Annotated in this window: 23 protein-coding genes; all 23 read right to left on the bottom strand. The window is 46.1% G+C overall.

The window, feature by feature from the left end; all coding sequences use genetic code 11:
- Positions 1-29: 29 nt before the first annotated feature.
- Positions 30-1,016 (bottom strand): 3-hydroxybutyryl-CoA dehydrogenase, encoded by a 987-nt coding sequence (locus DCMF_RS04105; protein WP_148133248.1) that lies wholly within the window; start codon positions 1,014-1,016, stop codon positions 30-32.
- 2 nt (positions 1,017-1,018) lie between these two features.
- Positions 1,019-2,101, bottom strand: coding sequence for an NAD/NADP-dependent octopine/nopaline dehydrogenase family protein (locus DCMF_RS04100; RefSeq protein ID WP_148133247.1), 1,083 nt, complete (start codon positions 2,099-2,101; stop codon positions 1,019-1,021).
- A gap of 27 nt (positions 2,102-2,128) precedes the next feature.
- On the bottom strand, positions 2,129-3,418 hold the full coding sequence (locus tag DCMF_RS04095; RefSeq protein WP_148133246.1) for a TRAP transporter large permease: 1,290 nt from the start codon (positions 3,416-3,418) through the stop codon (positions 2,129-2,131).
- A 2-nt stretch (positions 3,419-3,420) separates the two neighbouring features.
- On the bottom strand, positions 3,421-3,978 hold the full coding sequence (locus tag DCMF_RS04090; protein WP_148133245.1) for a TRAP transporter small permease: 558 nt from the start codon (positions 3,976-3,978) through the stop codon (positions 3,421-3,423).
- A gap of 25 nt (positions 3,979-4,003) precedes the next feature.
- The gene (locus DCMF_RS04085; protein ID WP_148133244.1) at positions 4,004-5,059 is read right to left on the bottom strand and encodes a TRAP transporter substrate-binding protein; all 1,056 of its coding nucleotides are present in this window, start codon (positions 5,057-5,059) and stop codon (positions 4,004-4,006) included.
- Between the two features lie 270 nt (positions 5,060-5,329).
- Complete coding sequence (locus tag DCMF_RS04080; RefSeq protein ID WP_148133243.1) at positions 5,330-6,547, bottom strand: LysM peptidoglycan-binding domain-containing protein; 1,218 nt, start codon at positions 6,545-6,547, stop codon at positions 5,330-5,332.
- A 267-nt stretch (positions 6,548-6,814) separates the two neighbouring features.
- On the bottom strand, positions 6,815-7,579 hold the full coding sequence (spo0A, locus tag DCMF_RS04075; RefSeq protein ID WP_148133242.1) for a sporulation transcription factor Spo0A: 765 nt from the start codon (positions 7,577-7,579) through the stop codon (positions 6,815-6,817).
- An 84-nt stretch (positions 7,580-7,663) separates the two neighbouring features.
- Complete coding sequence (gene spoIVB, locus DCMF_RS04070) at positions 7,664-9,043, bottom strand: SpoIVB peptidase (RefSeq protein WP_148133241.1); 1,380 nt, start codon at positions 9,041-9,043, stop codon at positions 7,664-7,666.
- Between the two features lie 194 nt (positions 9,044-9,237).
- Positions 9,238-10,923 (bottom strand): DNA repair protein RecN, encoded by a 1,686-nt coding sequence (gene recN / locus DCMF_RS04065; protein ID WP_148133240.1) that lies wholly within the window; start codon positions 10,921-10,923, stop codon positions 9,238-9,240.
- A 21-nt stretch (positions 10,924-10,944) separates the two neighbouring features.
- Entirely contained in the window at positions 10,945-11,400 is a 456-nt protein-coding gene (gene argR, locus DCMF_RS04060; RefSeq protein ID WP_148133239.1) for an arginine repressor, read from the bottom strand.
- Positions 11,401-11,404: 4 nt separating this feature from the next.
- Positions 11,405-11,992, bottom strand: a complete 588-nt coding sequence (mnmM, locus tag DCMF_RS04055) for a tRNA 5-(aminomethyl)-2-thiouridylate-methyltransferase MnmM (RefSeq protein ID WP_236860181.1) — start codon at positions 11,990-11,992, stop codon at positions 11,405-11,407.
- Complete coding sequence (locus tag DCMF_RS04050; protein ID WP_148133238.1) at positions 11,973-12,839, bottom strand: NAD(+)/NADH kinase; 867 nt, start codon at positions 12,837-12,839, stop codon at positions 11,973-11,975. Before DCMF_RS04050 ends, mnmM begins: the two co-directional genes overlap by 20 nt.
- A gap of 83 nt (positions 12,840-12,922) precedes the next feature.
- On the bottom strand, positions 12,923-13,726 hold the full coding sequence (locus DCMF_RS04045) for a TlyA family RNA methyltransferase (RefSeq protein WP_148133237.1): 804 nt from the start codon (positions 13,724-13,726) through the stop codon (positions 12,923-12,925).
- Positions 13,723-15,621: a 1-deoxy-D-xylulose-5-phosphate synthase gene (gene dxs, locus DCMF_RS04040; RefSeq protein ID WP_148133236.1), complete on the bottom strand. Its 1,899-nt coding sequence runs from the start codon at positions 15,619-15,621 to the stop codon at positions 13,723-13,725. Before dxs ends, DCMF_RS04045 begins: the two co-directional genes overlap by 4 nt.
- Positions 15,621-16,184 carry a hypothetical protein gene (locus tag DCMF_RS04035; protein WP_148133235.1) on the bottom strand — a complete coding sequence of 188 codons (564 nt, stop codon included), beginning with the start codon at positions 16,182-16,184 and terminating at the stop codon, positions 15,621-15,623. Before DCMF_RS04035 ends, dxs begins: the two co-directional genes overlap by 1 nt.
- A gap of 863 nt (positions 16,185-17,047) precedes the next feature.
- Entirely contained in the window at positions 17,048-17,935 is an 888-nt protein-coding gene (locus DCMF_RS04030) for a polyprenyl synthetase family protein (RefSeq protein WP_148133234.1), read from the bottom strand.
- A complete protein-coding gene (gene xseB, locus DCMF_RS04025; protein ID WP_148133233.1) occupies positions 17,925-18,173 on the bottom strand; it encodes an exodeoxyribonuclease VII small subunit in 249 nt (82 codons plus the stop codon). The genes DCMF_RS04030 and xseB overlap by 11 nt, the downstream gene beginning before the upstream one ends.
- Positions 18,174-18,175: 2 nt before the next feature.
- Positions 18,176-19,393, bottom strand: a complete 1,218-nt coding sequence (gene xseA / locus DCMF_RS04020; RefSeq protein ID WP_236860180.1) for an exodeoxyribonuclease VII large subunit — start codon at positions 19,391-19,393, stop codon at positions 18,176-18,178.
- Between the two features lie 85 nt (positions 19,394-19,478).
- Positions 19,479-20,291, bottom strand: coding sequence for a formate dehydrogenase accessory sulfurtransferase FdhD (gene fdhD / locus DCMF_RS04015; RefSeq protein ID WP_148133232.1), 813 nt, complete (start codon positions 20,289-20,291; stop codon positions 19,479-19,481).
- Positions 20,292-20,495: 204 nt separating this feature from the next.
- Positions 20,496-21,065, bottom strand: a complete 570-nt coding sequence (folE, locus tag DCMF_RS04010) for a GTP cyclohydrolase I FolE (protein ID WP_214659079.1) — start codon at positions 21,063-21,065, stop codon at positions 20,496-20,498.
- Between the two features lie 197 nt (positions 21,066-21,262).
- Entirely contained in the window at positions 21,263-22,039 is a 777-nt protein-coding gene (locus tag DCMF_RS04005; protein ID WP_214659078.1) for a HisA/HisF-related TIM barrel protein, read from the bottom strand.
- Positions 22,040-22,085: 46 nt separating this feature from the next.
- Complete coding sequence (locus tag DCMF_RS04000) at positions 22,086-23,141, bottom strand: hydantoinase/oxoprolinase family protein (RefSeq protein WP_148133229.1); 1,056 nt, start codon at positions 23,139-23,141, stop codon at positions 22,086-22,088.
- Positions 23,114-24,190: an ATP-grasp domain-containing protein gene (locus DCMF_RS03995; RefSeq protein ID WP_214659077.1), complete on the bottom strand. Its 1,077-nt coding sequence runs from the start codon at positions 24,188-24,190 to the stop codon at positions 23,114-23,116. Before DCMF_RS03995 ends, DCMF_RS04000 begins: the two co-directional genes overlap by 28 nt.
- Positions 24,191-24,314 lie beyond the last annotated feature (124 nt).

Below are 24,314 nucleotides of genomic sequence, written 5' to 3'. Positions count from 1 at the left end.
GCTGACACCCATAAGGAACCTTTTCACCCTTATGCTTCTTGATGGGGAGGCCTGATTAAACCGAGATGGTTTAAAAGGTCTACAAATTTAGCGATCGTTTCCTGCTGGTAGCGTGCCATGTCCCTTTGGGAGTAGTCAAAAAAACCTTTTCCGGATTTAATGCCGATGTGACCCTGTTCCATATGTTCTACCACCACCTGGGGAGGAGAAAAACGGTCCTCCTGGAAAGAGTCTTTTAAATAATTACTGGCATAATAAAGAATGTCTCCTCCCCCCCAGTCGATAAATTCCAACAGCCCTAAAACAGCAAATCTTAAACCGAAACCAAAACGGGATGCTTTATCGATATCCTCAGGGCTAGCAACACCCTCTTCTGCCAGCCTGGCTGCTTCATTCATGGCCAAGGCCTGAATGCGCGGGACAATAAAACCGGGTGAGGGGTTACATTTAACGGGAATTTTACCGATGGACTCAAGCAAGCGAAAAATCTGATCAAGGGTGTTCCGGGACGTGTGCTCTCCAGGGCTTACCTCCACTAAGGGCATTAAATAGGCCGGATTAAGCCAGTGGGTGCAGAGAAATCTTTCCGGATGGAGCACCTGTCCGGCCAGGTCATTTACGGAAAAGGTTGATGTGGTAGAGGCAATGATGGTTTCTTCTTTGGTCCATCGATTTAGTTGGTCCAGGATTGTTTTTTTGATCTCCCCTACTTCAGGAACTGCTTCAAAAACAAGATCCGCCTCCAGAAGGGCACTATCCATTTGAATGGATGGATAAAAATTAATTCTTTGTAAAATAGGGGCGATCATTTTTTTATCCAAAATATTTAGGTTGGATAAGAAGAAAAGATGATGGGCGATTTGATCACCCGCCTGGCGAAAAACTTCATTTGCCTCTTCCCCGCTACGTTCCTTGGCGTCGATCAGGTTCACCATAAAACCTTCATAGGCAAATACTTGGGCAATTCCTATTCCCATGCGGCCGCAGCCGACGATGGCAATCTTTGGCTTCTCCATGTTTAAATTCCTCGCTTCATTAAATCAGCAAATTCTTCTTTGGAATAGGGGGATAATCCCAGATTTCCCCATGTTCTCCCCTGGTTCCGAAAATCGGTGCCGGTGATCACAGAGGCGATAGACAGTAACCCATTAGCCAGAGGAACAGGGATTCCTGCCCATTCCGCCACCGAGACCAGGAAAGCGAGACCGTAACCAATGTCTTCCTGCATATACCTATGATGATACAAATCTAATTTTTCCCGCCAATCAGTGCTGTCTACCAGTTTTTCATGAGCAGCATTTCCATACATCCATTCATCTCCGCGGGAACAATAATGGTCTGACAAAGGGAAATGAGGCCCCATGTAACCAAGGATTTCTCGCGTCGCAATACGTTCCTGATCTAAGGCATCATGAATTTTTCGTACGGACGGCTGGGTTCCTTCATTGTGAATGTCCCAGCGGTCAAAATACTCAATGGGTGCCGAATTTAACAGGATTAAAGGAGGATGGATGATGGGTCCCGCATTCATCAGGGCAGCGTCCAAAACATCTCTTAATGGTTCTGCCGCGGGAAATACTTCTTTGATGATGGCAAAAGCCGGGCTGGTCTCCTCTCCAGGGAAAATACCGGTAGGAAGCCGGGTGGCCCGGGTGGTGATTGCGATAGTATCCGGACCATGTTTTCGGGCCAGGTAAGGCAAGGTCCCGGTTTCCCCAAAAATTAGTTTCGCGGTGCACCCCGCCTTTCTCATTTCCTGGGCCATCACGAAACTGCCGAAGGTACCCGGAGTAAGCAGGATCACCTGTTCATCCCGGACAAGGGGAACCAGTTCTTTGGCTAAATCGGTTTGTGAAAAGGCAGGAAGGGGAATCAAAATTACCTGAGCCCCGTCCACAGCTTGCCCTAAATCCCCTGTAGCCAGTGCTAACCGGACCAAGCGGGTGCCTCTATAATCCTTTAAAATAAGAGCCTGTTTTTCTAAAACAGGCTTAAATTCTTGCTGATTTCGCCGCCAAAGTCTGATCCTATGTCCTTTTTCCGAAAGATCGGCGGCCGCTGCATAAGCACCGTTTCCCCCGCCTAATACTGCTATTTCCATCGTGTTTTCCTTCTTTCCTAAAAAAGTTTACACCACAAAAGTGACAATTTGGGGGAAGGCTGTCAACAAAACCACGATAATTAAATATGCCACCAGATAATAACAGGCACCTTTAAAAATGGACATGATCGGTGTTTCAGGAGCAAAGCCTTTCGTCACAAATACCGTAACCCCCACCGGCGGGGTGATGGCTCCGGCACTGGTCACAATGCATAAAAGAATGGAAAACCAGAGTGGATCATACCCTAAAGAAATAATGGTCGGGTAAAATATGGGGATGGCAATGATCAAAAAGCCCAGGGCATCCATTAAGGCCCCCCCTATGACAAAAATAATTAAAATTGTTGATAAAATCAGCACCGGGGCTACTTGTAAGGAATTTGTCCACTCCACTACCGCATTTGGCAGCATGGTAATAGCCAAGAACCGGCTAAAAACCATGGCACTAATCATCAGGGTGATCACCATACAGGAAGATTTTATGGTACTGTTTAATGCCTCACCTAAATTTTTCAAATTCAATTTTCCCATCACCGCAGCGATGACTAAGGAGCCAAATGCGCCAAAAGCACCGGACTCAGTAGGAGTGAACCATCCCAAAAACAAACCTCCGATTACAAAAGCGAAAAGAAACAGGGTGGGAATCACTCCCGTCAGGGATGATAATTTTTCCTTCAGGCTGGTTTGGGGTCCGGCCGGACCCATCTCAGGATTCCTGGTACACAGATAAAATACTGTGCCTAAAAAAAGCACCGTCAGGATCACTCCGGGAATAACGCTTGCTACCAACAACTCCCGCACAGACTGTTCCGTTTGAAGGGCAATCACCAAAAGAACGGTACTGGGGGGAATAAGGATCCCTAAGGTTCCTCCTGCCGCAATGGTTCCGGTACTTAAGACATCATCGTACTTGTATTTTTTTAGCTCCGGCAAGGCCATCGTTCCCATCGCCGCGGACGTGGCTGCATTGGAACCGCAGACGGCGGAAAACCCGGCACTGGCAAGAATTACCGTGCTGGCCATGCCTCCTCGGAATTGCCCCACCCATTTATAAGCGGCTTGAAACAGGCTGTCGGTTACTCCGGTACGATAAACAATCTCTCCCATTAAAATATACAAGGGAATGACACTCATGGTATAGCTGGAAAACTGGGTCCACAGGTCTGCTGTCAGCACGTTATACGCTGCCCGGGGGGAAGCTACTACAACCAGTCCTAAAAAGCCTACAATAAACATGGAGAAACTGATCGGCATCTTTAAAAGCATAATGGCAAACAGTACAATCAGGCCAATAATGGCAATGGTGATTTGGTCCATAGTCAGCACCTTCCCGTGATTTGTTTCAAAAAGTCAACCAGTAAGGCCAGCGTTAAAGCTCCAAAGCCAAGGGCTACCAAAAAGATGAGCGGATAGAAAGGAATTCCCATTGTTTCCGATAAATTACCGTTATCCGCAATGTTTAACCCATATAAAACCACCTGCCAGGACACCATGGCACAAAATCCGGTACAAATAAAAAGGATTATTCCTCTTAAAATATGCTGCACGGCCTGGGGAAAATGTTCTACCAAGGCATCGATTTCCACGTAACCTCGTTGAACCTGCGTATACCCTAGTCCGAAGGCGGCAGAAACTGCACCTAACCAACCTACAACCTCCGTGGCTCCGGCAAAGGGTTTATAAAAGGATCGGAAAATCCCATTTCCCACTACTACAAACACCATTAAAAGCAGGGCCAGGCCGGCAATCCAGGCAAGCACCTGATTAATCGCGGTGCTTACCTGATCTAAGGATTCGGCAAAATCCTTTTTCCTGCTTAAGTCCTTCTCAGAGATGGAAATTTGGTCTTGGGCAATTTGCGCATTTGTGGTTGTCATGGTGATACCCCCGTAAAAACTTGAATTATTCCTTACTGTACTTGTCTTTCAACTCATAAAGACGTTTTTGGTATTCTTCCGCCGGCAAGCCCTGAGCCTTTAATTCTGCTACTAAATTGTTCTGCATGGGCTGCAATTTTTTATCCCAATTTGCGGCTTCTTCAGGAGAAAGAGAGGTGATCTCCAGCCCGTGCTCATTTTTACTCCATTCCAGAGCTTCCTGCACATGATTATCCATGTAATCTCCCGTCCATGCAGCCATTTCCGGGCCTAATTCGTCAATTGCTTTTTGCACGTCGGCAGGCAAGGTATTCCAGACATCCTGATTCATCACGGCGACAAATGTGGTCACGGTTAAAGGATAATCGGTCACATATTTCACGCTTTCTGCCAGTTTGAGATCTTTTAATACTTCACGAGAGGAGGCCAAGCCCTCAATAATACCGGTTTGAAGAGACTCGGGAACTTCCGACATGGACATACCCACCGGTGAAGCGCCTAATTCCTCTAAAACAGGGGTAAGGGCGCCGGAAATGCGCAATTGTCTACCTTTTAAATCTTCCAGGCTCTTGGCCGGTTTTTTTAACATTAAATAGGCCGGTTCAGTGGCAAAAGCAGTAATGATTTTGCAGTCCTTAAATGCCTCCGGGGGAAACTCCTGGATCAGGTCATAAACAACTTGACTGGCCACCTTGGAGTTCGGAAATCCGGAGGGCATGTCGGAAATGCCTAACAAAGGAAAGCGTCCCGGTTCATAGGTGGTGCAGGATAAGCCAATTTCCGCCACAGCGTCTTTTACACCGTCATACATGTTCTTATCTGTAAGCAGGGTTCCTCCCGGAAATAATTCCACTTTTACCTTTCCATTGGTCCTTTTTTCCAGTTCCTCTTTCCATTTTTCCATCTGTTTTGCCGGGAAGGTAGTCGCCGGAGCAAAAAAGGCATACTTGAGCGTAATCACTTGACCGTTGTCTGAGCCTGTTCCTTCCGCCGCCGTTTCCGTGTCCTTTCCACACCCGCTGATCATTGAGCCAATGAGCATAAGTACAGCCACCAAACCCAAAATACTTTTCCTTTTCACACAAATTACCCCCTCTTTAATAAATTGTGACATTTGTTTGTAAAAGAGAGTATCCTTTGGTGGACGAAAACAACAAAAAACCAGCACTCAAATGAGTGCTGGCCCTTTCACCATACCCACCTCAGCTCGACTCGACTCCTCTACTACTCTTCTCTTACTCATCTCATAAAAATTAATATTCACTTGTAGAAATATTAGCATGGAACAAAAACTGTGTCAATGAAAATTTCTCATTACCTCTGTGAATGTCCAGGGAAGATTTCTTTATCGTTACTGGTAATTGTATCCGGTATTCAGTTTGGTCACAAAAGAATTTGCCTCAGCGGCAGTGAGACCGGCAGCCTGAAGGATGTTGGCCTGGTGGTTGGTTTGAATCTCGTTGGTATTATGGCTGGTACTGTTGTAGAAATAGACATCAAAATGTCCGGTAAAATTATTATCATAGATGGTCTCCACATCATGGGGCATACCGGCTATGGAGGCGGCCAATGTCCTAGAGCCCACTTTTAGCAGAATTGGACGGGTCCCCCAACTCCACCCGTTAGGATAGAGGGAAGCCATCACCGCCGTATCCTGGGCGGTTAAAGGTTCCGAATCCGCATGATTGCTTCCTCCTAAATAACGTACCTGAAATTTTTTCCCTGTCTTCCAGTCGATAATGGTAGCAATTGCCCCATTATTGTAAACCCAGCGCGCCCAATTCCAGGGGAGAAATTCCCCCTTGCCTTCTTTCTTTAAACCGTCGGGTCCATCCACAGATACTGCCACCCGGCCTTTAGGAATGAATAAAGGCTGTCCGGGCATAAGAATATCCGTGTGCAGGTGGTTGGTCTGATAAATGGCATCTTCTATCGTACCAAACTTCGCGGCAATGGCCTCCAGATAATCCCCTGCCTTCACCCGGTAAATAGTTGCTTCAGACACCGCTTTTTGGGGTATTTCTAATATTTGGCCGGCCAAGATATAGGAGCTGCTCAGCTTATTCGCAGCCATTAATTGAGAGATCGTGGTAGATTTATTTGCGGCAATACGCCACAGGATATCCCCAGGTTTCGCCACATAAGAAGAATAACCCCCCCGGGCAAGGGGAATATGTAATATTTGCCCAGGGACAATGGCATCCGTAGCAAGTCCGCTGGCTTGTTGAATTTCCTTGACGCTTCGGTTCATACGAGAGGAAATGAGAAACAGGGTATCCCCCTTTTGAACTTTGTAAATCATGCTCCCCTTGTCCACAATTACCGGAATATACAGGGCTTGCCCCTGATAAAGGCTCCCGGATTTTGCAGAGGGATTCAGGCTAACCAGCATGTCCGCTGTCGTTCCATAACGCTGGGCCAATAACCATAAGGTATCTCCTGGTGATACAAAATATTGCTGGACTGGGGGGTTGCTTTCCGCAAATACGGGTAATATGTAACAAAATAAAAACAGAGACAAGGAACAGGCACTCATAAACAACGTTTTTCTGACATTTCTTCCCAGCAAGATGAATCCTCCTTTTCCCTTTTGAAAAAACCTCTTTGTTTCTCCTCCTTTCTTGATGAAAAAATGATTCTATTTTTTTCGACAAATGGCTTTTTTTCCCTTTAAGTAAATAATGGGAAAAATGTCCCTAAAATAAAAAAACCTCCATTTCCTACCTTTTAACGGCAAAAAATAAAGGTTACAGACAAATTGGATTGTCATAAGTATCCTCAGCTTCTGTCTATTCTGATCAGAGGTATCAAAGCATGTCCAATTTGAAAAAATAATTTAAGCTAATTTTTGAGAAATACGCAGCTTGTCTGCTACCATGGCAATAAATTCGGAATTAGTGGGTTTTCCCCTCTCCACATTAATGGTATAACCAAAAAACTTATTCATCATTTCCACATTTCCTCTATCCCAAGCCAGTTCAATGGCGTGCCGGATCGCCCTTTCCACCCGGCTGGCCGTGGTATTGTACTTTTGAGCAATCATGGGATAAAGCTCTTTTGTAATGGCACCAAGGAGATTAACTTCATCAATGACCAGTAAAATAGCGTCTCGTAAGTACTGGTATCCTTTAATATGGGCCGGCACGCCCATTTGGTGAATGATGTTGGTCACCTCCACATCCAGGTTTTTGGTTTTCACCGGAGCATGGGTGGTGGCAGATTGTCCTTTGGCTAATTGCCGGATACGATTGCCTAAGACTTCCAAATCAAAAGGTTTTAGCACATAATAATCTGCCCCTAACTCCACTGCTCTTTGCGTCATGGATTCTTGTCCCAGGGCAGTTAAAATAATAACCTTTGGTTTGTTACTTAAGGAAAGATAGCCTAATTTTTCTAAGACGCCGATGCCGTCCAAATGTGGCATAATGATATCTAAAACCAAGATGTCCGGTTCCAATTTTTCCACCATTTCTACTGCCTCTACGCCGTTGTTTGCTACGCCACATAATTGGAAATCATCTTGCTCTAAAAAATAGTCCTTAAGAATTTCACAAAACTCGCGATTATCATCTGCAATTAGTGTTTTAATCCTGTCTCCCATTTTTTTACCCCGCCTTCAAACTTTATTGTTTAAATTTTCCATAACTTGTTCGACAACTTGTGGATGATTTCCTTCTTCATTTGCTCATAATTTTCCAATCATATTCTGACAGATTCTATAAGAAAACCGGAGATTTCGCCAAAATCCCCGGTCAATAGATGCCTCTTTATGAACCAGCCCAGCTTCCAGTACCATCCATTCGGCCAAACAACCATAGCCTTTTGTGGGGTCATTTACAAAAACATGTGTCACCGCTCCCACCAGTCTGCCATCTTGGATAATAGGACTCCCACTCATTCCTTGAATAATTCCTCCGGTCGTTTTTAACAGCCTGGGATCGGTTATTTGAATCACCAATCCTTTTCCGGTAGGCTGATGCTGGGGTAAAACCCGCAGAATATTTATGTCGAATTTTTCTAGTTTATCTCCTAAAATGACGGTAATTATTTCTGCCGGTCCCTCTTTGATCTGACTGGATAAAGCAATGGGGATCGATGATTTAAAATAAGGGTTTTTTAAGGGGGTGCTCAGACTGCCGAAAATTCCAAAATTACTGTTTACTTCAATATTTCCCTTTAATTCATCGGCAATAAATAGTCCGATCTTTTCTCCCGGCTCTCCTCTTTTCCCCGGTTTAATCCCCTGAATTTCCGCTTTGACGATTTTTCCTTTGTTTTTTCCCGATACAATGTCCAAATCAACAATCATATGGCCTAAAGCGCCGAATTTGCGTGCTTGAGGCTCATAAAAAGTGATGGTTCCCACCCCCGCTGCATTATCTCGGATATATAACCCAATGCGAAATGATTGGGTGTCCTGACAGAAGCGGGGAGTGACATGAACCGTTTTCTTCTTTCCTCCCTGCTTGATGAGGATTTCCAGGGGACCTTTCTTGCCATATTGATCAATTAATTCTGCGGCATGTTTTTCATTTTTGATTTTTACCCCATTGATCTGGAGCAGGGAATCACCTAAAGAAATACCGGCTTCCCTGGCGGGATAAAAAACTTGCCCCTTCTCTCCATAAACCGGAGAATGTCCCACAACAATGACACCCTCCGTTTGCAGCATCACACCCACGGAATGACCGCCTGGAATTACTTTGATTTGGGGAAGAACATCTACCATCATGCTTTTTAAGGGAATAATGCCGAATAATTTAAGCTTCAGATTTAAATGGCCGGGTTCGGTAACGACAGGTGTTTCTCCTGTGTATTTGTATATTTTTTCGTTAATCGGGCAACCATTTATTTGAAGAGCACCGTTTTTACTACTTTCTACGTAAACAGTTAAACCACTTACTAATTTAGGGGTCGTTAATTTAGGAAGATTAAGGGAATCCCCGACTAACAGTTTTTGTTCATCAGGTAATAATAAGTAGGAATAAAATGCCGTTGTCATGGAGGTACTTAAAACAATCACTAAAAGCAATAATCTCTGGACAAGTCGACCTTTGGGGGGCATATGAATCACTCCTAAACTGTAATGGTGTAAAAGCTAACTTTAAGTTAACCTTTTCAAAATTCTTTTATGCCCCCCAAAAAGGTGATGCGCCGTGGATTTGCTTTCCATCCGTGCATAATCCTTTCCCGGTTTGTCCTTTTGTCCTTCAAGTAATTTTACGTAACAAATAAAAAAAGCGCCGGTTTTGGCACTTATTAATCATTTTTCTTTTCATGTCCTATTTTCAGTAATTCTTTCACTTGAATGATCGTTGCCTCTGAAACATTATCACCGGCGACCATACGACCCAGTTCTTCCACAATTTGCTCATCATCTAATTTGTTTATTTTTGTCACCGTTCGTCCTGCCGTCATCTCTTTGACAATATGAAGGTGCGTATCTGCAAAACTAGCAATCACAGGAGAATGGGTGACACAAATTACTTGCGCATAAGCAGAAATCTTTTGCATTTTTTCTCCCACTGCATAAACCACTTTCCCGCCCAAGCCACTGTCAATTTCATCAAAAATCAGGGTAGGTATCTCATCCAACTGGGCTAAGATCACTTTAATGCCCAGCATAATTCTGGACATTTCCCCACCGGAAGCAATGCGCATCACCGGCTTTAATTCTTCCCCCGGATTGGGGCTGATTAAAAATTGCCCCCGGTCTTTGCCGTTGACATGCCAGGTCGACTCCTCCACGGCAACGAAGAATTTGGCAAAAGGCATCTGGAGCTGATGCAGTTCATGGGTGATGGCAGATGATAATTTTTCCCCCGTACTTTTTCTCAATGCGCTTAAATCACCCGAAAGTCCGGAGAATTTCTGCTTTTCTTGCTCCAGAGAGGCTTCTAAATCTTGGGCGTTCTGCTCTTGGCTTTCTAAGTCCGCCAGCTCTTTCATTGCCTCGTGGGCAAATTCCTTTATTTCCGAGATGGTGCTACCGTACTTTTTTTTCAATTTATTAATGAATGTTAAACGTTGTTCGATCTCGTTCAGCCTTAGAGGATCACTGATCACGCTCTCGCAGTAATTGCTTAATTCCCGGGTCATATCTTCTAACGCAAAATAGACTTCATTCATGCTTTGGAAAATAGGCATCATTTTATCATCTAAAGGAGAGAGATCCTTCAGTAATTGAACCGCCTCTCTGATTAAATCACAGGCCCCGGATTGCCGGGAACCATACAATTTGGTATAAGCCAGTCTGCTGTCGTTTACCAGTTTCTCAGCATTATGTAATAGTATCCGCTCCTTTTCCATGTCCTCGTCTTCATGGATTTCTAAATGGGCATCTTCAACTTCCTTGATTTGAAAACGCAAAAAATCTGCTTTTTGGGCGGCATCCCGGTTTTTTTCTTTTAATCCTTCCATTTGATTCTGGATCTTTTTTAAGCGCAAAAAACTGTCCCTTACTTGATTCTTTAGCGTGAGAAGTTCTATTCCCCCGTAATTATCCAGCAAGGTCAGCTGATTCTCTTCCTCCATCAGGTTCATATGTTCATGCTGTCCGTGGATATTAATTAATTTTTTGCCAATCTCCTTATATAAAGAAAGGGGTACCACCCGGAAATTGATGCGGCAAATATTTTTCCCGTTCCGGGAAAACTCCCGATTGAGGATCAAGGTATTTTCTTCCAGGTCCAACCCGGCTTCCTGTAATGCATGCACGGCCTCTGGCGAGAACTCCCCGTGAAACATGCCTTGGATCATTAGTTTATCCGTGCCGGTGCGGATAAAATCCTGGGATCCCCTGCCCCCCATCAGCAAACCCACGGCATCAATGATCAAGGACTTACCTGCTCCCGTTTCTCCCGTGATCACATTGAAACCGGGAGAAAGAGTCACGTTAATTTTTTCAATGAGACCAAAATTCTCCACATATAATTCTTCCAGCATTAGAGGCTCTCCCTAAGTTTATTATTGATTCATCAGGCTGTTAAAACGTTTTAAGACAATTTGTACCAGTTCTTTTGGTTTTACCACAACCATGATGGTATCATCTCCCGCCACTGTGCCGATAATCTCTTTCCAATCCAAATGATCGACACAAGAAGCTACCGCTTGAGCAACTCCGGGTAAAGTACGGATCAAAATCAAGTTTTCGCTAAAGTCCATATTCGTCACATTATCCATAAACATGCGTTTGGTGCGCTCATATACGTTCACAAAAGGAATCTTCCCAGGCATACTATACTTTGACCGGTTCAGCCCTGCAGGAACCTTAACCAGTCCCAATTCTTTAATATCCCGGGAAACTGTAGCCTGGGTAACCTCAAAACCCAATTTCCGCAATACCTCAGTCAGTTCAAACTGGGTTTCCACATCCTGGGTCTCAATGATTTCCTGAATCTTCCTTTGTCTGGGAGTTTTCATTTTCCTACGCCTCCAAACATTTCTTTTGAATTACCATCACAAAAGGGGCGATGTTTCGATTGGGAAAAGAGATTTTCTCCACATCCCACGCATAAGGAGATAATTGAGCTGCCCATCCTTCTACTGCCTCTTTTTCTTCCTTTCCGCCCGGGTGTCCCCAATAAACAGCAAGACACAGGATCCCTCCCGGCCACAAAAGCTCTCTGCTTTTTTCCAGTGCTTTGACTGTTGTTTCCGGAACAGTGACAATGCCGGTATCTCCCCCGGGCAGATAGCCTAAATTAAATAGCACCGCATGCACTTTTTGGGGGACAAACCTGTCGATCTCTTCGTGTCCCCCGTGAATGAGCCGAACCCGGTGCAGCATGCCGGCTTCTGTCAAACGCCTACGGGTATTTTCTATGGCCTGCTTTTGAATGTCAAAAGCCCACACTTGTCCGGTTTCTCCTACCAAACCGGCTAAAAAAAGGGTATCATTCCCATTCCCGGCAGTCGCATCAATAGCTAAACTTCCTTCAGTTACGATTTGAGACAACAGCTGATGGGAAATGTCCACCACAGGAGATCCAATTTTAAAGCCGATTATTACCACCGCTTTCTCGAAGCTTTTTTCTTAAAATATCATAAAAAGTCTTGTTTTGGAAACGAACAAGCTTTGTTTGTAAGGAAGATTTTTTGACGATAATTTCATCCCACCGCACCAGCCGGTAACCGTGCTGGCCGTCTACCGTAAGCATCACTTCCGCAGACTCTGATTTCAGGACTATCCGGACACTTTTTTCCGAACCGATCACCATGGGCCGGGAATAAAGAGTATGGGGACAAATAGGGGTAATCAGCATCAGGTCCATTTCCGGAGAGACAATGGGTCCTCCGGCAGATAAAGAATAGGCGGTGGAGCCGGTGGGCGTCGAGACGATGATGCCGTCTGCGGAAAAAGTATCGATATACTGATCTTCCACATAGGTATCAAATAAAATCATGCGGGAAAAAGGACCCTTGGCCACGACTATATCGTTGAGGGCAAAAAACTCATCCATTACAGTACCCTCTCTTTTTAGCTCACACCGGAGCATCATCCGCTCTTCCAACCGGTATTCTCCTGAGACCAGCTTTTCCAGGGAAAAAAACAGATCCTCTAAATCAACCTCCGTTAAAAAGCCTAAATAACCCATATTGATCCCTAAAAGAGGAATTTGGAAGGGAGCTACGGTCCGGGCCGTATTTAACAAAGTGCCGTCTCCCCCAAGAACCAATATTAAATCCACATCTTCAAAGGATTTATAGGAAAAAAGAGCTGAGCCGTTATTTTGGTGATGAAAATTTTGCTTATATTCTTTCACGACTATTTCACGATTGATAAACCAATTTTTAATTTTATCCGCAACCTCTAAAGCATTTTGCTTTTTCAAGTTAATGACAAGGCCTACTGATTTCATCTTTAATCGCTCCAGTCACATGGCCGACCTCTTTATGAATAAATTTTAATCAATTATTCAGTTTTATGCAATAAAAAAGTCCGTCAGGACTTTTTTAATATACCAAATGCCTCTTCAACCACGTTTTCTACAGAAACTATGGGATGTTCCGGGGGCAGAAACTGAAAAAGCGCCAGATACTCAATGTTCCCTTCCGGTCCGGTAATAGGGGAAAAGGTAAGGCCCCGGCAAAAAAGGGCATTGTCTCTTGCCACCGCCAGCACCTGAATGATCACTTCTTTATGGATGGCAGGGTCCCGGACCACTCCTTTTTTCCCTACTTTCTCCCGCCCTGCCTCGAACTGGGGTTTGATCAGGGCGACGATGCAACCGTCTTCCCGGAGAAATTCTTTCACCGCCGGTAAAATTTTTCCCAAAGAAATAAAGGAAGCATCAATCGTGATCATATCCACCGCTTCCGTAATTTCCCCGGCAGTAAGATACCGGGCATTGACCCGTTCTAAAACAACGACTCGGGGGTCCTGGCGTAATTTCCAATCCAGTTGGCCGTATCCCACATCAACGGCAAAAACTTTAGACGCCCCGTTTTGCAGGGCACAATCGGTGAAACCTCCGGTAGAAGCACCGATATCCGCGATAATTTTTTCTGTGAAATCCAGATGAAAGCACAAAATAGCCTTCTCCAGCTTCAAACCGCCCCGGCTGACGTATTTTAGGCCGGAGCCTTTGATCTGAATATCGGCCTCAAAGTCGACTTTTGTACCTGCTTTATCGATTTTTTCGCCGTTAACCAGGATCAGTCCGGCCATAATTGCCGCTTTCGCCCTTTCTCTGCTGGGGAAAAAGCCTTTTTCGGTCAACAAGGTATCCAACCTGTCTTTTCTCATTTTGCTCCCTTCTTCATGAAATCAGCTTTTTCCGGAAACCGGGCCAGTACCCGTTCCACGATGCCGTCGGCCGTAATTCCATAATGCTGTTTCAAAAGATCTGGGGCGCCATGTTCCACAAAAGTATCCGGCAGGCCGATCCGGTCTATTTCTATCCCCGGACAATATTTATTAAACAACTCTAAACAAGAGCTGCCGAATCCGCCGGCTAGAACATGCTCTTCCATGGTAACCACACGTCGGGTCTTTTTGGCATATCGTACGAGCAGCCCGCTATCTAAGGGTTTAATAAACCGAGGATTAATTACGGCAGCTTCAATGCCCTTCTGCTCCAGTTGATGGGCAGCTGCTAAGGCGTCATACACCAGCGGCCCTACCCCGATAATCGTCACGTCTTTTCCTTCCTTGACAACTTCTCCCCGGCCCAGGTGGACCGGTAAAAAACCGTCTTTCAATTCTACGCCTACGCCGGGACCTCTGGGGTATCTTAGGGCACAAGGGCCTGAATGTTTTGTGGCCCACGCCAGCATGCCCCGGAGTTCGTTTTCATCCTTGGGAGCCATGACAACCAGATTGGGGATATGGCGCAAATAGGAGATATCGAAAATTCCGTGATGGGTCTCGCCGTCTTCTCCTACCAGACCTGCCCGGTCCAGCGCCAATACCACAGGAAGCTTCTGCATGGCCACATCATGGAGCAACTGGTCATAGGCCCTTTGCATAAAAGTTGAATAAATTGCCACTACCGGATGAAACCCTTGAGCGGCAAGGCCGCAGGCAAAGGTAACGGCATGCTGTTCGGCAATCCCTACGTCGAAAAAGCGCTGGGGAAACTTTTTAGCAAATTTAGCCAAACCGGTCCCGGCTGGCATGGCCGCAGTAACAGCGACGATATTCTCCTGTTGTTCCGCCAACTCAATCAAGGCATCCCCAAACACTTCCGTATAGGTAGGCGGCGCCTCCGTTTTGATCACGTTACCGGTTTGGATATCAAAGGGCCCTACGCCATGAAACCGGTCCGGGTTGCATTCGGCAGGTTTGAATCCTTTACCTTTTCGGGTAAGTACATGAATCAGCACAGGACCTTTCATCTTTTTGGCACTTTCAAATACCGATTTCATGGCAGGAATATGATGACCGTCAATGGGACCCAGATAGGTAAAACCCATCTCCTCAAAAAGCATGCCCGGTACAACCAGATATTTTACGCTGTCTTTTACCCGTTCGGCAGTTTTTAACAGCCTGGGACCAACCTTGGGTATTTTGTTTAACAACTGCTCGATCTCATCCTTACCTTTGCCATATCTGGGGTCGGTCCTGAGTCGGCTTAAGTAGCCTGCCATGGCCCCCACATTCGCTGCGATAGACATCTCATTATCATTTAATACCACGATTAAATCTGTTTTGAGGTCTCCGGCATGGTTAAGAGCTTCAAAGGCCATGCCTCCGGTTAAAGCGCCGTCTCCAATCACCGCAATCACTTTGTACTTGTCACCCTTTAAATCACGGGCTTTCGCCATGCCCAAGGCAGCAGAAATAGATGTACTGCTATGGCCGGTGTTGAAACAGTCATGTTCGCTTTCCGCCAGCTTGGGGAAACCGCTTAAGCCTTTATACTGCCGTAAAGAGGAGAATTTTTCTTTCCTACCCGTAATTATTTTATGGGTATAGGCTTGATGCCCTACATCCCAAATAATTTTATCCTGAGGAGAATTAAACACCTGATGTAAAGCCAAAGTTAATTCCACCACACCCAGGCTGGGCGCTAAATGGCCTCCTGTCTTACTGACATGTGTAATCATAAACTTGCGTATTTCCTGCGCCAACTTATCTAATTCCGCATTGGAAAGCTTTTTCAGATCGGATACATTGTTGACATTGTCTAAAATGCCCATTATCTTTTTCCTTTCAGCTGTCTTTTCGAGACTTGTTTCCCCTTCCGGGGATTTCTCTGGAACCAGGCCAGGGTTTGTCCCACCACTAAAATAATGTTATTGGCCTTATAAATAGCCGTACTTTTTCCTGCGGCTTTCCCGCCTACGGTAAGCGCAGCGACAAAACCCGTCATCACAGTACCGATGACCCAGGATTCGGTTTCGCTAAAATTTTTCACTAAGCTGAATACGATTAAAGCGCCTATAGATCCGCTCACCGTACCGCAAATATCTCCCACCACATCGTTGCAAAAATTTGCCACTTTATCGGCATTTCTAATCAGCCAAATGGATTGATTCGCCCCTTGTAACCTTCTGGATGCCCTGGCATGAAAGGGCGCCTCCTCGGCGGCAGTAGCGGCAATGCCAATAATATCAAAAATTATACCGATAAAAATGATCACAAATAAGAGCAAGAAAGCCAATATCACGGATTCAATATTATGTAATAATATCTGAGAATAACTGCTAATCAGAACAGCTAAAAAAAAAGTACCTAGAGCAACCAAAACGGCATGTTTCATAGGACTTCCTTTTTTAGGATTGGATTTATTATTACCCAAACAGTTTCACCCCATACGAATATACTTCCCTTTTAGGCAGGTGACAACCTTTCAAGTAAACATTGTGGCTTAGGTCTGGCAGGCTTTCCCATTGATCATACCGGTCTGTCGCCAGGCCGGTGGTTTCCCCTTACGGATCAATCTGTAGTGTCTCCAGGCTACAGGGCCAGATTACCACTTAGTCCACACTTTAATCCTCGAAAGATCTTATAAAATAAACAGTCTAGGAGTTTTCCTCAACAGATTAAACTGATTTCTAGCCTCTTTTGCAGGGATGGTTTCATTCCAATCTTCTGGTATTTTTTGGTCCAAATACCAGGATAGGATTACAAAAATCCACCAGCACCACTCAAGGCAGGCTACACTGCACCCAGAATTCACCAAATGCAGGTTTCATCCCAAGCCATAGTTCTTTGTCCGACCAAGACACTCCCCCACGCACTTGGGTCTCCACGGAAGCGGGGTCAACGCCTACATGCCATTGTAGATCGCCCCATCCTCCTTAACTCCCAGTACCGACCCCCGACTGGGCGTCGAAAGCCGGCGCCAGGAACTTCATCGATGTGCCCGCAACGGATTTTTAGGCCCGTTTTCAAAATCAACTTTCACTGACTAGAATACTGCGTCACCTGCCGCCAGGGAAATTATAACATATTCTCGTGTTCACAAACAAGAACGACAACAGTGAACAAGTAAGTATTATAGCGTAAAATCAGGAGAAATGCAAGTCCTGGCTTCTGGTTCCTTTAATTGCTTCATCGATCAGCCTTTTTCCCTGAGTTCTGAAACCGCACACCTGGAATAGGGTTCCCTATCCCTAATTTTCAACTTTCCCTGTCGATAAGCGATGTTGCCACCTGCCTCAATGGCTCCGCCCCGGGGCCAAAAGGATCCAAAAAACGAATCGCTTGTTCCACCGCTTCCCGCGCCAGTGCCTTTGATTCTTCCAACCCTAAAAGAGCCGGGTAGGTTGCTTTCTGTTTCTTTTCATCACTGCCCACCGGTTTTCCTAATTTTTTTTCGTCACCGACCACATCCAAAATATCATCAGTAATTTGAAAAGCCAGTCCCATATTTTCCGCATAGGACGTTAAGTGGCGCAATTGATCGTCGTCAGCACCTGAGAGGATCCCTCCTGCCCGTACAGAAACACGAAAAAGGGCCCCGGTTTTATGCCGGTGAATATACTTGAGCTCGTCCAGGCTGATGGCCTTGTTTTCTGCAGACATATCCGCTACCTGTCCCACAATCATTCCTTTCAGGCCTGCCCCAAAAGCTACTTCGTCAATCGCCCACAACAGCCGGTCCGGTGAGATACCTTTTCCCCGGCACATAATCATCAAGTTAAAAGCATAGGTTAAAAGAGCGTCTCCCGCTAAAATAGCTTGGGCCTCGCCGAATTTTTTGTGACAGGTGGGTAATCCCCGTCTCAAATCGTCATCATCCATGGCAGGCAGATCGTCATGAATCAAGGAGTAGGTGTGAATCAATTCTAAAGCGCAGGCGAAAGGCAGGAAAGGCGCACTGGCCTTTTCCAAAGCTTCTGCCGTCGCCAGTAACAATACGGGTCTGAGCCTTTTTCCCCCGGCAAAAACACTGTACCGCATTGCCTGATGAAGTATTTGAGGTTTCTCTTCCGGAGCAGGAAGCAAAAAATCTAATTGCTGATTCACCAGAGCAACTTTCTCCCGGAAATATTCATTAATATCCACTGTTTTCCCTCCGCCCTTCACCGTCAGGCTCTTTATTTTCCTCCGTCATGCCGGAAATCAAAACTTCCACCTTTTGTTCCGCTTCGTTCAGTTTTTTATGACAGGTTTTCACCAAGCCAACTCCTTCTTCAAAGAGCTGCAAAACTTCATCCAAAGGAAGATCTCCTGCTTCTAAAGTTTTTACCGTATGCTCCAATTTTTCCAAAGCCTGTTCAAAAGTTAATGTTTTTAAGGTCATGATCAGATATCTCCTTCCTCCTTCTTTTTGACCGCACAGGAAATCAAGCCTTTTGCCAAAAATATTTCCACCATGTCACCAATATTCAACTGGGAGGCAGACCTGACAACTCCTTTTTCGCCTTCTTTTCGGCAAACCGCATAGCCCCTCGCCAAGGTAGTCAGAGGGCTTAACATATCCATTTTTTCCGTTAACAATTTGAACCTGTTTTGATATTCATGCAATTTGCCGAGGGTGTTTCTTTCCAAAGCCTGCTTTAGTCCATCTATAAGCTGCATTTTTCCCCGCAGCATCCGTTCGGGGTTTGTGAAGAGGGAACTCTTACTTAGATAAGCCAAGCGCTGTTGCGCCACGGCAATCTGGGCAAGAACCCTTCTCTCCATCCTGCCTTGCAAAATATCTACCAGGTTTTTTATTTCCTCTTTCACCGGTACCACCATCTCCGCAGCAGCAGAAGGCGTAGCTGCTCTCCGGTCGGCTACAAAATCGACAATGGTAAAGTCGGTTTGATGTCCCACGGCAGATATCACAGGAATCCGGGAAGCATATATGGCCCGGGCCACGGTTTCCGTATTAAAGGCCCAAAGTTCCTCCAGGGAACCCCCGCCTCTGCCTACAATGATCACATCAATTCCGGGAATTTGATGCAATAATTCGATCCCCCGGGAAATCTCCCGGGGCGCGTTTTCTCCTTGGACGGCAGCAGCCGCCAGCACTAAATGGATGTTACCATAGCGGGAAAAAATGACCTTTTGAATGTCCTGCCAGGCGGCACCGGTAGCGGATGTAACCACGCCAATTTTTTTGGGTATCCGGGGCAGGGCCTTTTTTCTGCCGGCATCAAATAAACCCTCTTTTTCCAATTTATCTTTTAACTGTTCAAAGGCCAAATGGAGGGCGCCCACACCGTCCGGCTGCATTTCCTCCACGTATACCTGGTAATTCCCGTCTCTTTCATAGACCGAAAGATACCCCCGGATGATCACATTCATGCCATTTTGCGGGAGAAAAGCCAGTCCGGAAGCCCGGTTTTTAAACATGACGCAACGGACACAAGCCCCGGCATCTTTCAGTACAAAATAGGCATGACCGGAAAAATGCATTTTATAATTGGAGATCTCTCCTTTGATCCACAGGTTGTTCAGTCTGCCGTCCTCTTCAATTTTGTTTTTTAAATAGGTATTTAATTCCGTTACGGAAAATATTTTTTTGATAAACACCGCCGCATACCCTCATTTTCCTGATCATTTATTTCCATAGTAGCATAATTTTATTAAATCGTGCAAGATAACCGGAATAAGGGGCTCAAAAAATACGTTCGGGATGCGTATAAATCGTAAAGGAGTCCCCTCTGGCGAAACCGATCACCGTAATACCCAGATCTTTTCCCAACCCCAGGGAGAGATCGGTAGGAGCCCCCCGGGAGAGCAGAATGGGCACACCCATTTTCGCCGTTTTTAAAAGAATTTCCGAGGAGACCCGGCCGCTGAAAACGATGATTTTATCTTTGAGGGAGATTTTTTCCAGAAAACACTGGCCCAGGATCTTATCGAGGGTATTATGCCTGCCCACATCCTCCTGAAAAAGGATCATCTCACTGCCCTCGGCCAAAGCGGCGCTGTGCACGCCTCCGGTTTTATTAAAAAGATGAGAATTTTCCTCCAGTTTTTTGGCCAGAATCCGCACTGTTTCAGCGGGTATTTTTAGGTCCGACTCCACTGGTTTACAGAGCAGCGCGTCGGCTAAATAATAAAAAGCTGCCCGGCCGCGCCCGCAGCAGGGTGTGATGTACCGTCTTAAAAAAGCCTTTCCCGCATCGCTCTTCTCATACCCTTCGATTTCCGCATAAACCAGCCCTTTTTCTTCATCAACGCGGAGGCTTTTCAAATCCTGGGGTTCGGAGAGGATGCCCTCCGAGCAGAGGAATCCTACCGCCATATGCCTAATTTGCCCGGGCGAACAGACAATTGTCGCCAACTCTTTGGTGTTCACGTAAATCGTCAGCGCTTTTTCCCGGACGATCAACATGGTTTCTTCCTGCCATTCTGTCCCCTTTATTTTCCTGGCCACATAAGAGACCGCTAAGTCGGATTCTTTGATTTCCTTGTCCTGATCCATCAGAAAACCTCCTGTTTCCATAAACGTAATTCTATTATACTATAATAACCAGGCAAAAAATAATTTTCCGGGGCTGTCCAAAGGCAATCAGGCAAACTTTTAGGCACCTTGTCAGACAGGGTGCCCATAAGTCTATCCTTAGCATACTTTTTCATTCTTTTTTTCGTCATGGTTGGTCCTATTTATTTTGCAAACTTTTCACCGTTAATGATGGCCCATAATCAGGGAAAATGCTTCCGACCGGGTAGCCGCACTGGTCTTGAAAATTCCTCGCACCGCAGAAGTCACCGTATAGGATCCGGGCTTTTTGATCCCCCGGATGGTCATGCACATATGTTCCGCTTCGATTACCACAAGGACCCCATGGGCATCCAGGATATCGGCGATGGTATCCGCAATTTGGCTTGTCAGTCGTTCCTGAAGCTGAGGCCTCCTGGCAAACGCTTCCGCCACCCGGGCCAATTTGGATAACCCGGTCACGTTACCATGGCGGGGAATATAAGCAATGTGCGCGCGCCCGAAAAAAGGGAGTAAATGGTGTTCACACATAGAATAAATGGGAATATCCTTCACAAGGACCATTTCCTCATGATTTTCCGCAAACTGAACCGTCAGGTTGGCGCTGGGATCCTCATGAAGTCCGGAAAAAGCCTCCTGGTAGAACCTGGCTACCCGCGCCGGGGTATCTTTCAGTCCTTCCCGGTCAGGATTCTCGCCAACCGCTTCCAGAATAGCCCGTACCGCTTTTTCAATCTTTTCCCGATCTATTTCCACTAACTCCACCTCCCAAAAATATTTCTGATTTAACCTGACTAACTTGGCGTAAGTCTCCCGCCGTCAGCGGTCAGGGGACACACCTCTCTTAGGAATGTCCCCAAATATGCGGGAGTCAAACGCCAACTAAGTCATGCATTTGCAGTTCTAAAATTCAGATGGAGTAAAAGAATCTCCATCTGAATTAAGAACTTGCTTCAATTAGGTCTTGATTTCATCCCTTCCAGAGTCCGGATCATCTCCCTATTCACCTGCCCGTTATGTAAAACTGAAGCCACCAGGGCACCTGCAACCCCATTCTCCGCCAACCATGCTAAATCTTCGTATCCTGAAACACCTCCCCCGATGATCAGTGCATCCGTATCCTTTAGTACGGTCAGGCACGCGTCAATCAAATGCCTATTGATTCCGGAGCCGGTCCCCACCCGCAGCAGCTCCAGCAAAATAAATTGTCGGACCCCTAAAACGGATATTTCTTTGGCCAATTGGTCCGGAGTCATCTGAGACAGCTCCGGGTCAGGGCTGATGATTTTTAAGTCTTTGGTGTCAAGACTCACTACCACCGTATCAGGCCCGCACGTTTCCAAAATATCTGCCAATACTTGCAAGGAGGGTAAGGTTTCCGTACCCACCACTACCTTATCTACTCCGGCGCTGATGATTCTTTCCGCGCCGGCGACATCAGTAACACCTGCATCAACCATCAAGGACAGGTCAGGAAACCTTAGCCTCTCATCGCCAAAGATCACACGAAACTGGTTTTTCTTCCCGCCGGAGCAAATGGCATCCAGGTCGGCAAGGTAGAATTCTCTTAAATCGAAATGATTTATAAAGGTCTCCACCACTGCAGGCAACTGTGCAGAGGCAGTCAGGGAGCTTTTCAGAGGCAGGTATTTTTCCCTTTCACCGCTGATTCCGCGCACCACGATACCGTCCTTCAGATCAAGCACCGGGATGATTCTAAATCTGTTCATCGCATCATTCACACCTTCCATGAAAAGTTGAAAATGTCCTGTAAAATCACCTGCCTGGTTCACTTGATAATAACCAAGCAACCGCATAGGCCGTCATCACTTGCTCAGGGCCTGCTCCCGGGATCATTTTCCACCAGGGAGCTGTTTCCCAGGACAACCGCCGGGCTGCTTCCTCCAGGAGAAAACTGCCTTGACCGGTGGTAACCAGCAGCCGGGGCAAGGACAATTCTTTTCGGGAAAGGACCTGCCAAATACCGTCCATAATTTGCCCGATCTGTTTTTCCTGAAGATAGCGGGCGATTAAGCAGATCTGTTCCCAGCCTAATTCTTCCGGCTCAGCGGAAATCATGCGGGCCAAACGTTTGGCACAGCCTGCAAGATCCCGGCTGCCTCCATCAGGAGTGGGATTGTCATAGTCTTGCTCGGTGATCCGTCCTAATAGCCGGTAAACATCGGCAGTGACGGCAAAATATTCATTTGCCCCCCGGCAGAGCATGCCGTCAAGATAGATCTGTGGCATCAGGGAATGAAGAGGGGTCCGTAACAATCCGGTATAAACCAGCTCTCCTGCTGATAACCGTTCCGTATCTGTTTTTCCCTTGACTAAAACCTTTCCGCGCTGTACAGGCAAAATATCCGTAGTAGTGCTTCCCATATCGGCCAGGATTACGGTTTCTGTGCCCAGCAAGGGACTATGGGCTAATGCCGCTGCGCTGGCCAACCAATTTGCCGCAGCAGCTTGCATGGGATCCTTTTCGATCTCTGAAGGGCGGCGAAAAACGCCTTCTGTCGTCCAGACATAAATGGGAACATCACCAAAAGCCTCTTGCACTAATTGAAGAATGAAGAGGACTCCTTGGGCTTTGGAGGTAAAGACATCACAAAGCTCGGCGGTCATGGTCAAAGCAATCCCACTTAAGCTGAAATCCTTTGTGAGCGATAAGGAATAACTCGTCAGCACCTGCCCCAGGCCGGCAGGGTTTTTCCAAACCTCATAATAGATGGAATCCCCTTTTGCGCGCACTACCTCCCCCTCTTCTTTTTCCAGAAGGCAGACCTTGGTGTTGGCTCCCCCTATATCCAAGCCAATGATTCTCGGCACGCCTCAGCCCTCTCTTTCTGAGTATTTACCAGATAAGTAAAGGTTCCCTTGATCTCAGGCGGATCCGGAAAACAATGCTCCCGGCAGAGGAACCAAAGGTCTTTGGCTAAGTTGCCGGGCACGACTTCCCGCAGGGCCACGTAGGCGGAAGTGATGCGGGAATTGATTTCCATAATCACAGGGCCGGATGCCCCAAGCACCAGATCAACTCCGACAAATCCTCTCAGCCCTTGCACCCGTTTACACGCTTCGGAAACGACCCCAAAGACAGCCTGCTGCCCGGGATGAATAAAGGGAACCGTTACTCCGGAAAAAAGGAGTTCGTCTTCTTTCTGGATGATTTGCCGATTCAGACTTAAAGGCAAAACTTTACCGTCAAGGACAAAGCAACTCACACTAACATCTTGTCCGCAGACAAATTCCTGGACCAGATAGGAATCATCCTCTTTTCCTGCCATCTCCTCCAGAAGATGTTCCAGTTGAGGCTCTGTTTTTACCAGTGTAACCCCTTCGCCGCCTGTTCCGGATACTGGCTTTATCACCAAAGGCAGAGAAAAATGCTCTAAAATGGTCACTTTTGTGTGTACAGAAAATGGCTTTCGAAGCACCTTCGACTTGGGAACGGGCAAACCTTTGCTCTCCAAAAAACGCAGAATATTTTCCTTGTTACAGACCAGCTCCAAAGTTTGGGCTGATGATCCCAGAATCATTTTTCCCCGGTCTTCAGCCCGAGCGGTAAATTGAGCAATGGTACCATTCGTCTCCGGGGCGATCATCAATACCGCGTCACATTGTTCCAGGCATTCTTCTAAATGTTCATCGGTGTTTTTTTCCCCTTGTTCCCTCCAAAAAATATCCAATTTATCCGCATAAGGCGCCCGGACTAGATGCTCCCCTAAGGAACAATCAAGCATGGTGGAAATCTGTATATGGGAAAGCTGTGTAAAGTCTTTGAGAACAGCATCCAACATGGCAAAACCGGCCTTTTTCAGATCAATGGGATCTTTCTTGGCTCCGGAAGCAAAATACTCAAAAATGAACAGCCGCAAAGGATCACCCCCAGGTAAATTCAGCAAAAAAATTACATTTTACAGTTACATACCACTCGCTCTCCCCTTTATTTGTTATAATAAATTACACCCTTTTCGTTAAAAGGGAATGATTCAGAGAGAG

Source organism: Candidatus Formimonas warabiya (assembly GCF_002777255.1).
GTDB lineage: Bacteria > Bacillota > Dehalobacteriia > Dehalobacteriales > Dehalobacteriaceae > Formimonas > Formimonas warabiya.
This window is presented reverse-complemented; position numbering and strand designations above follow the sequence as displayed.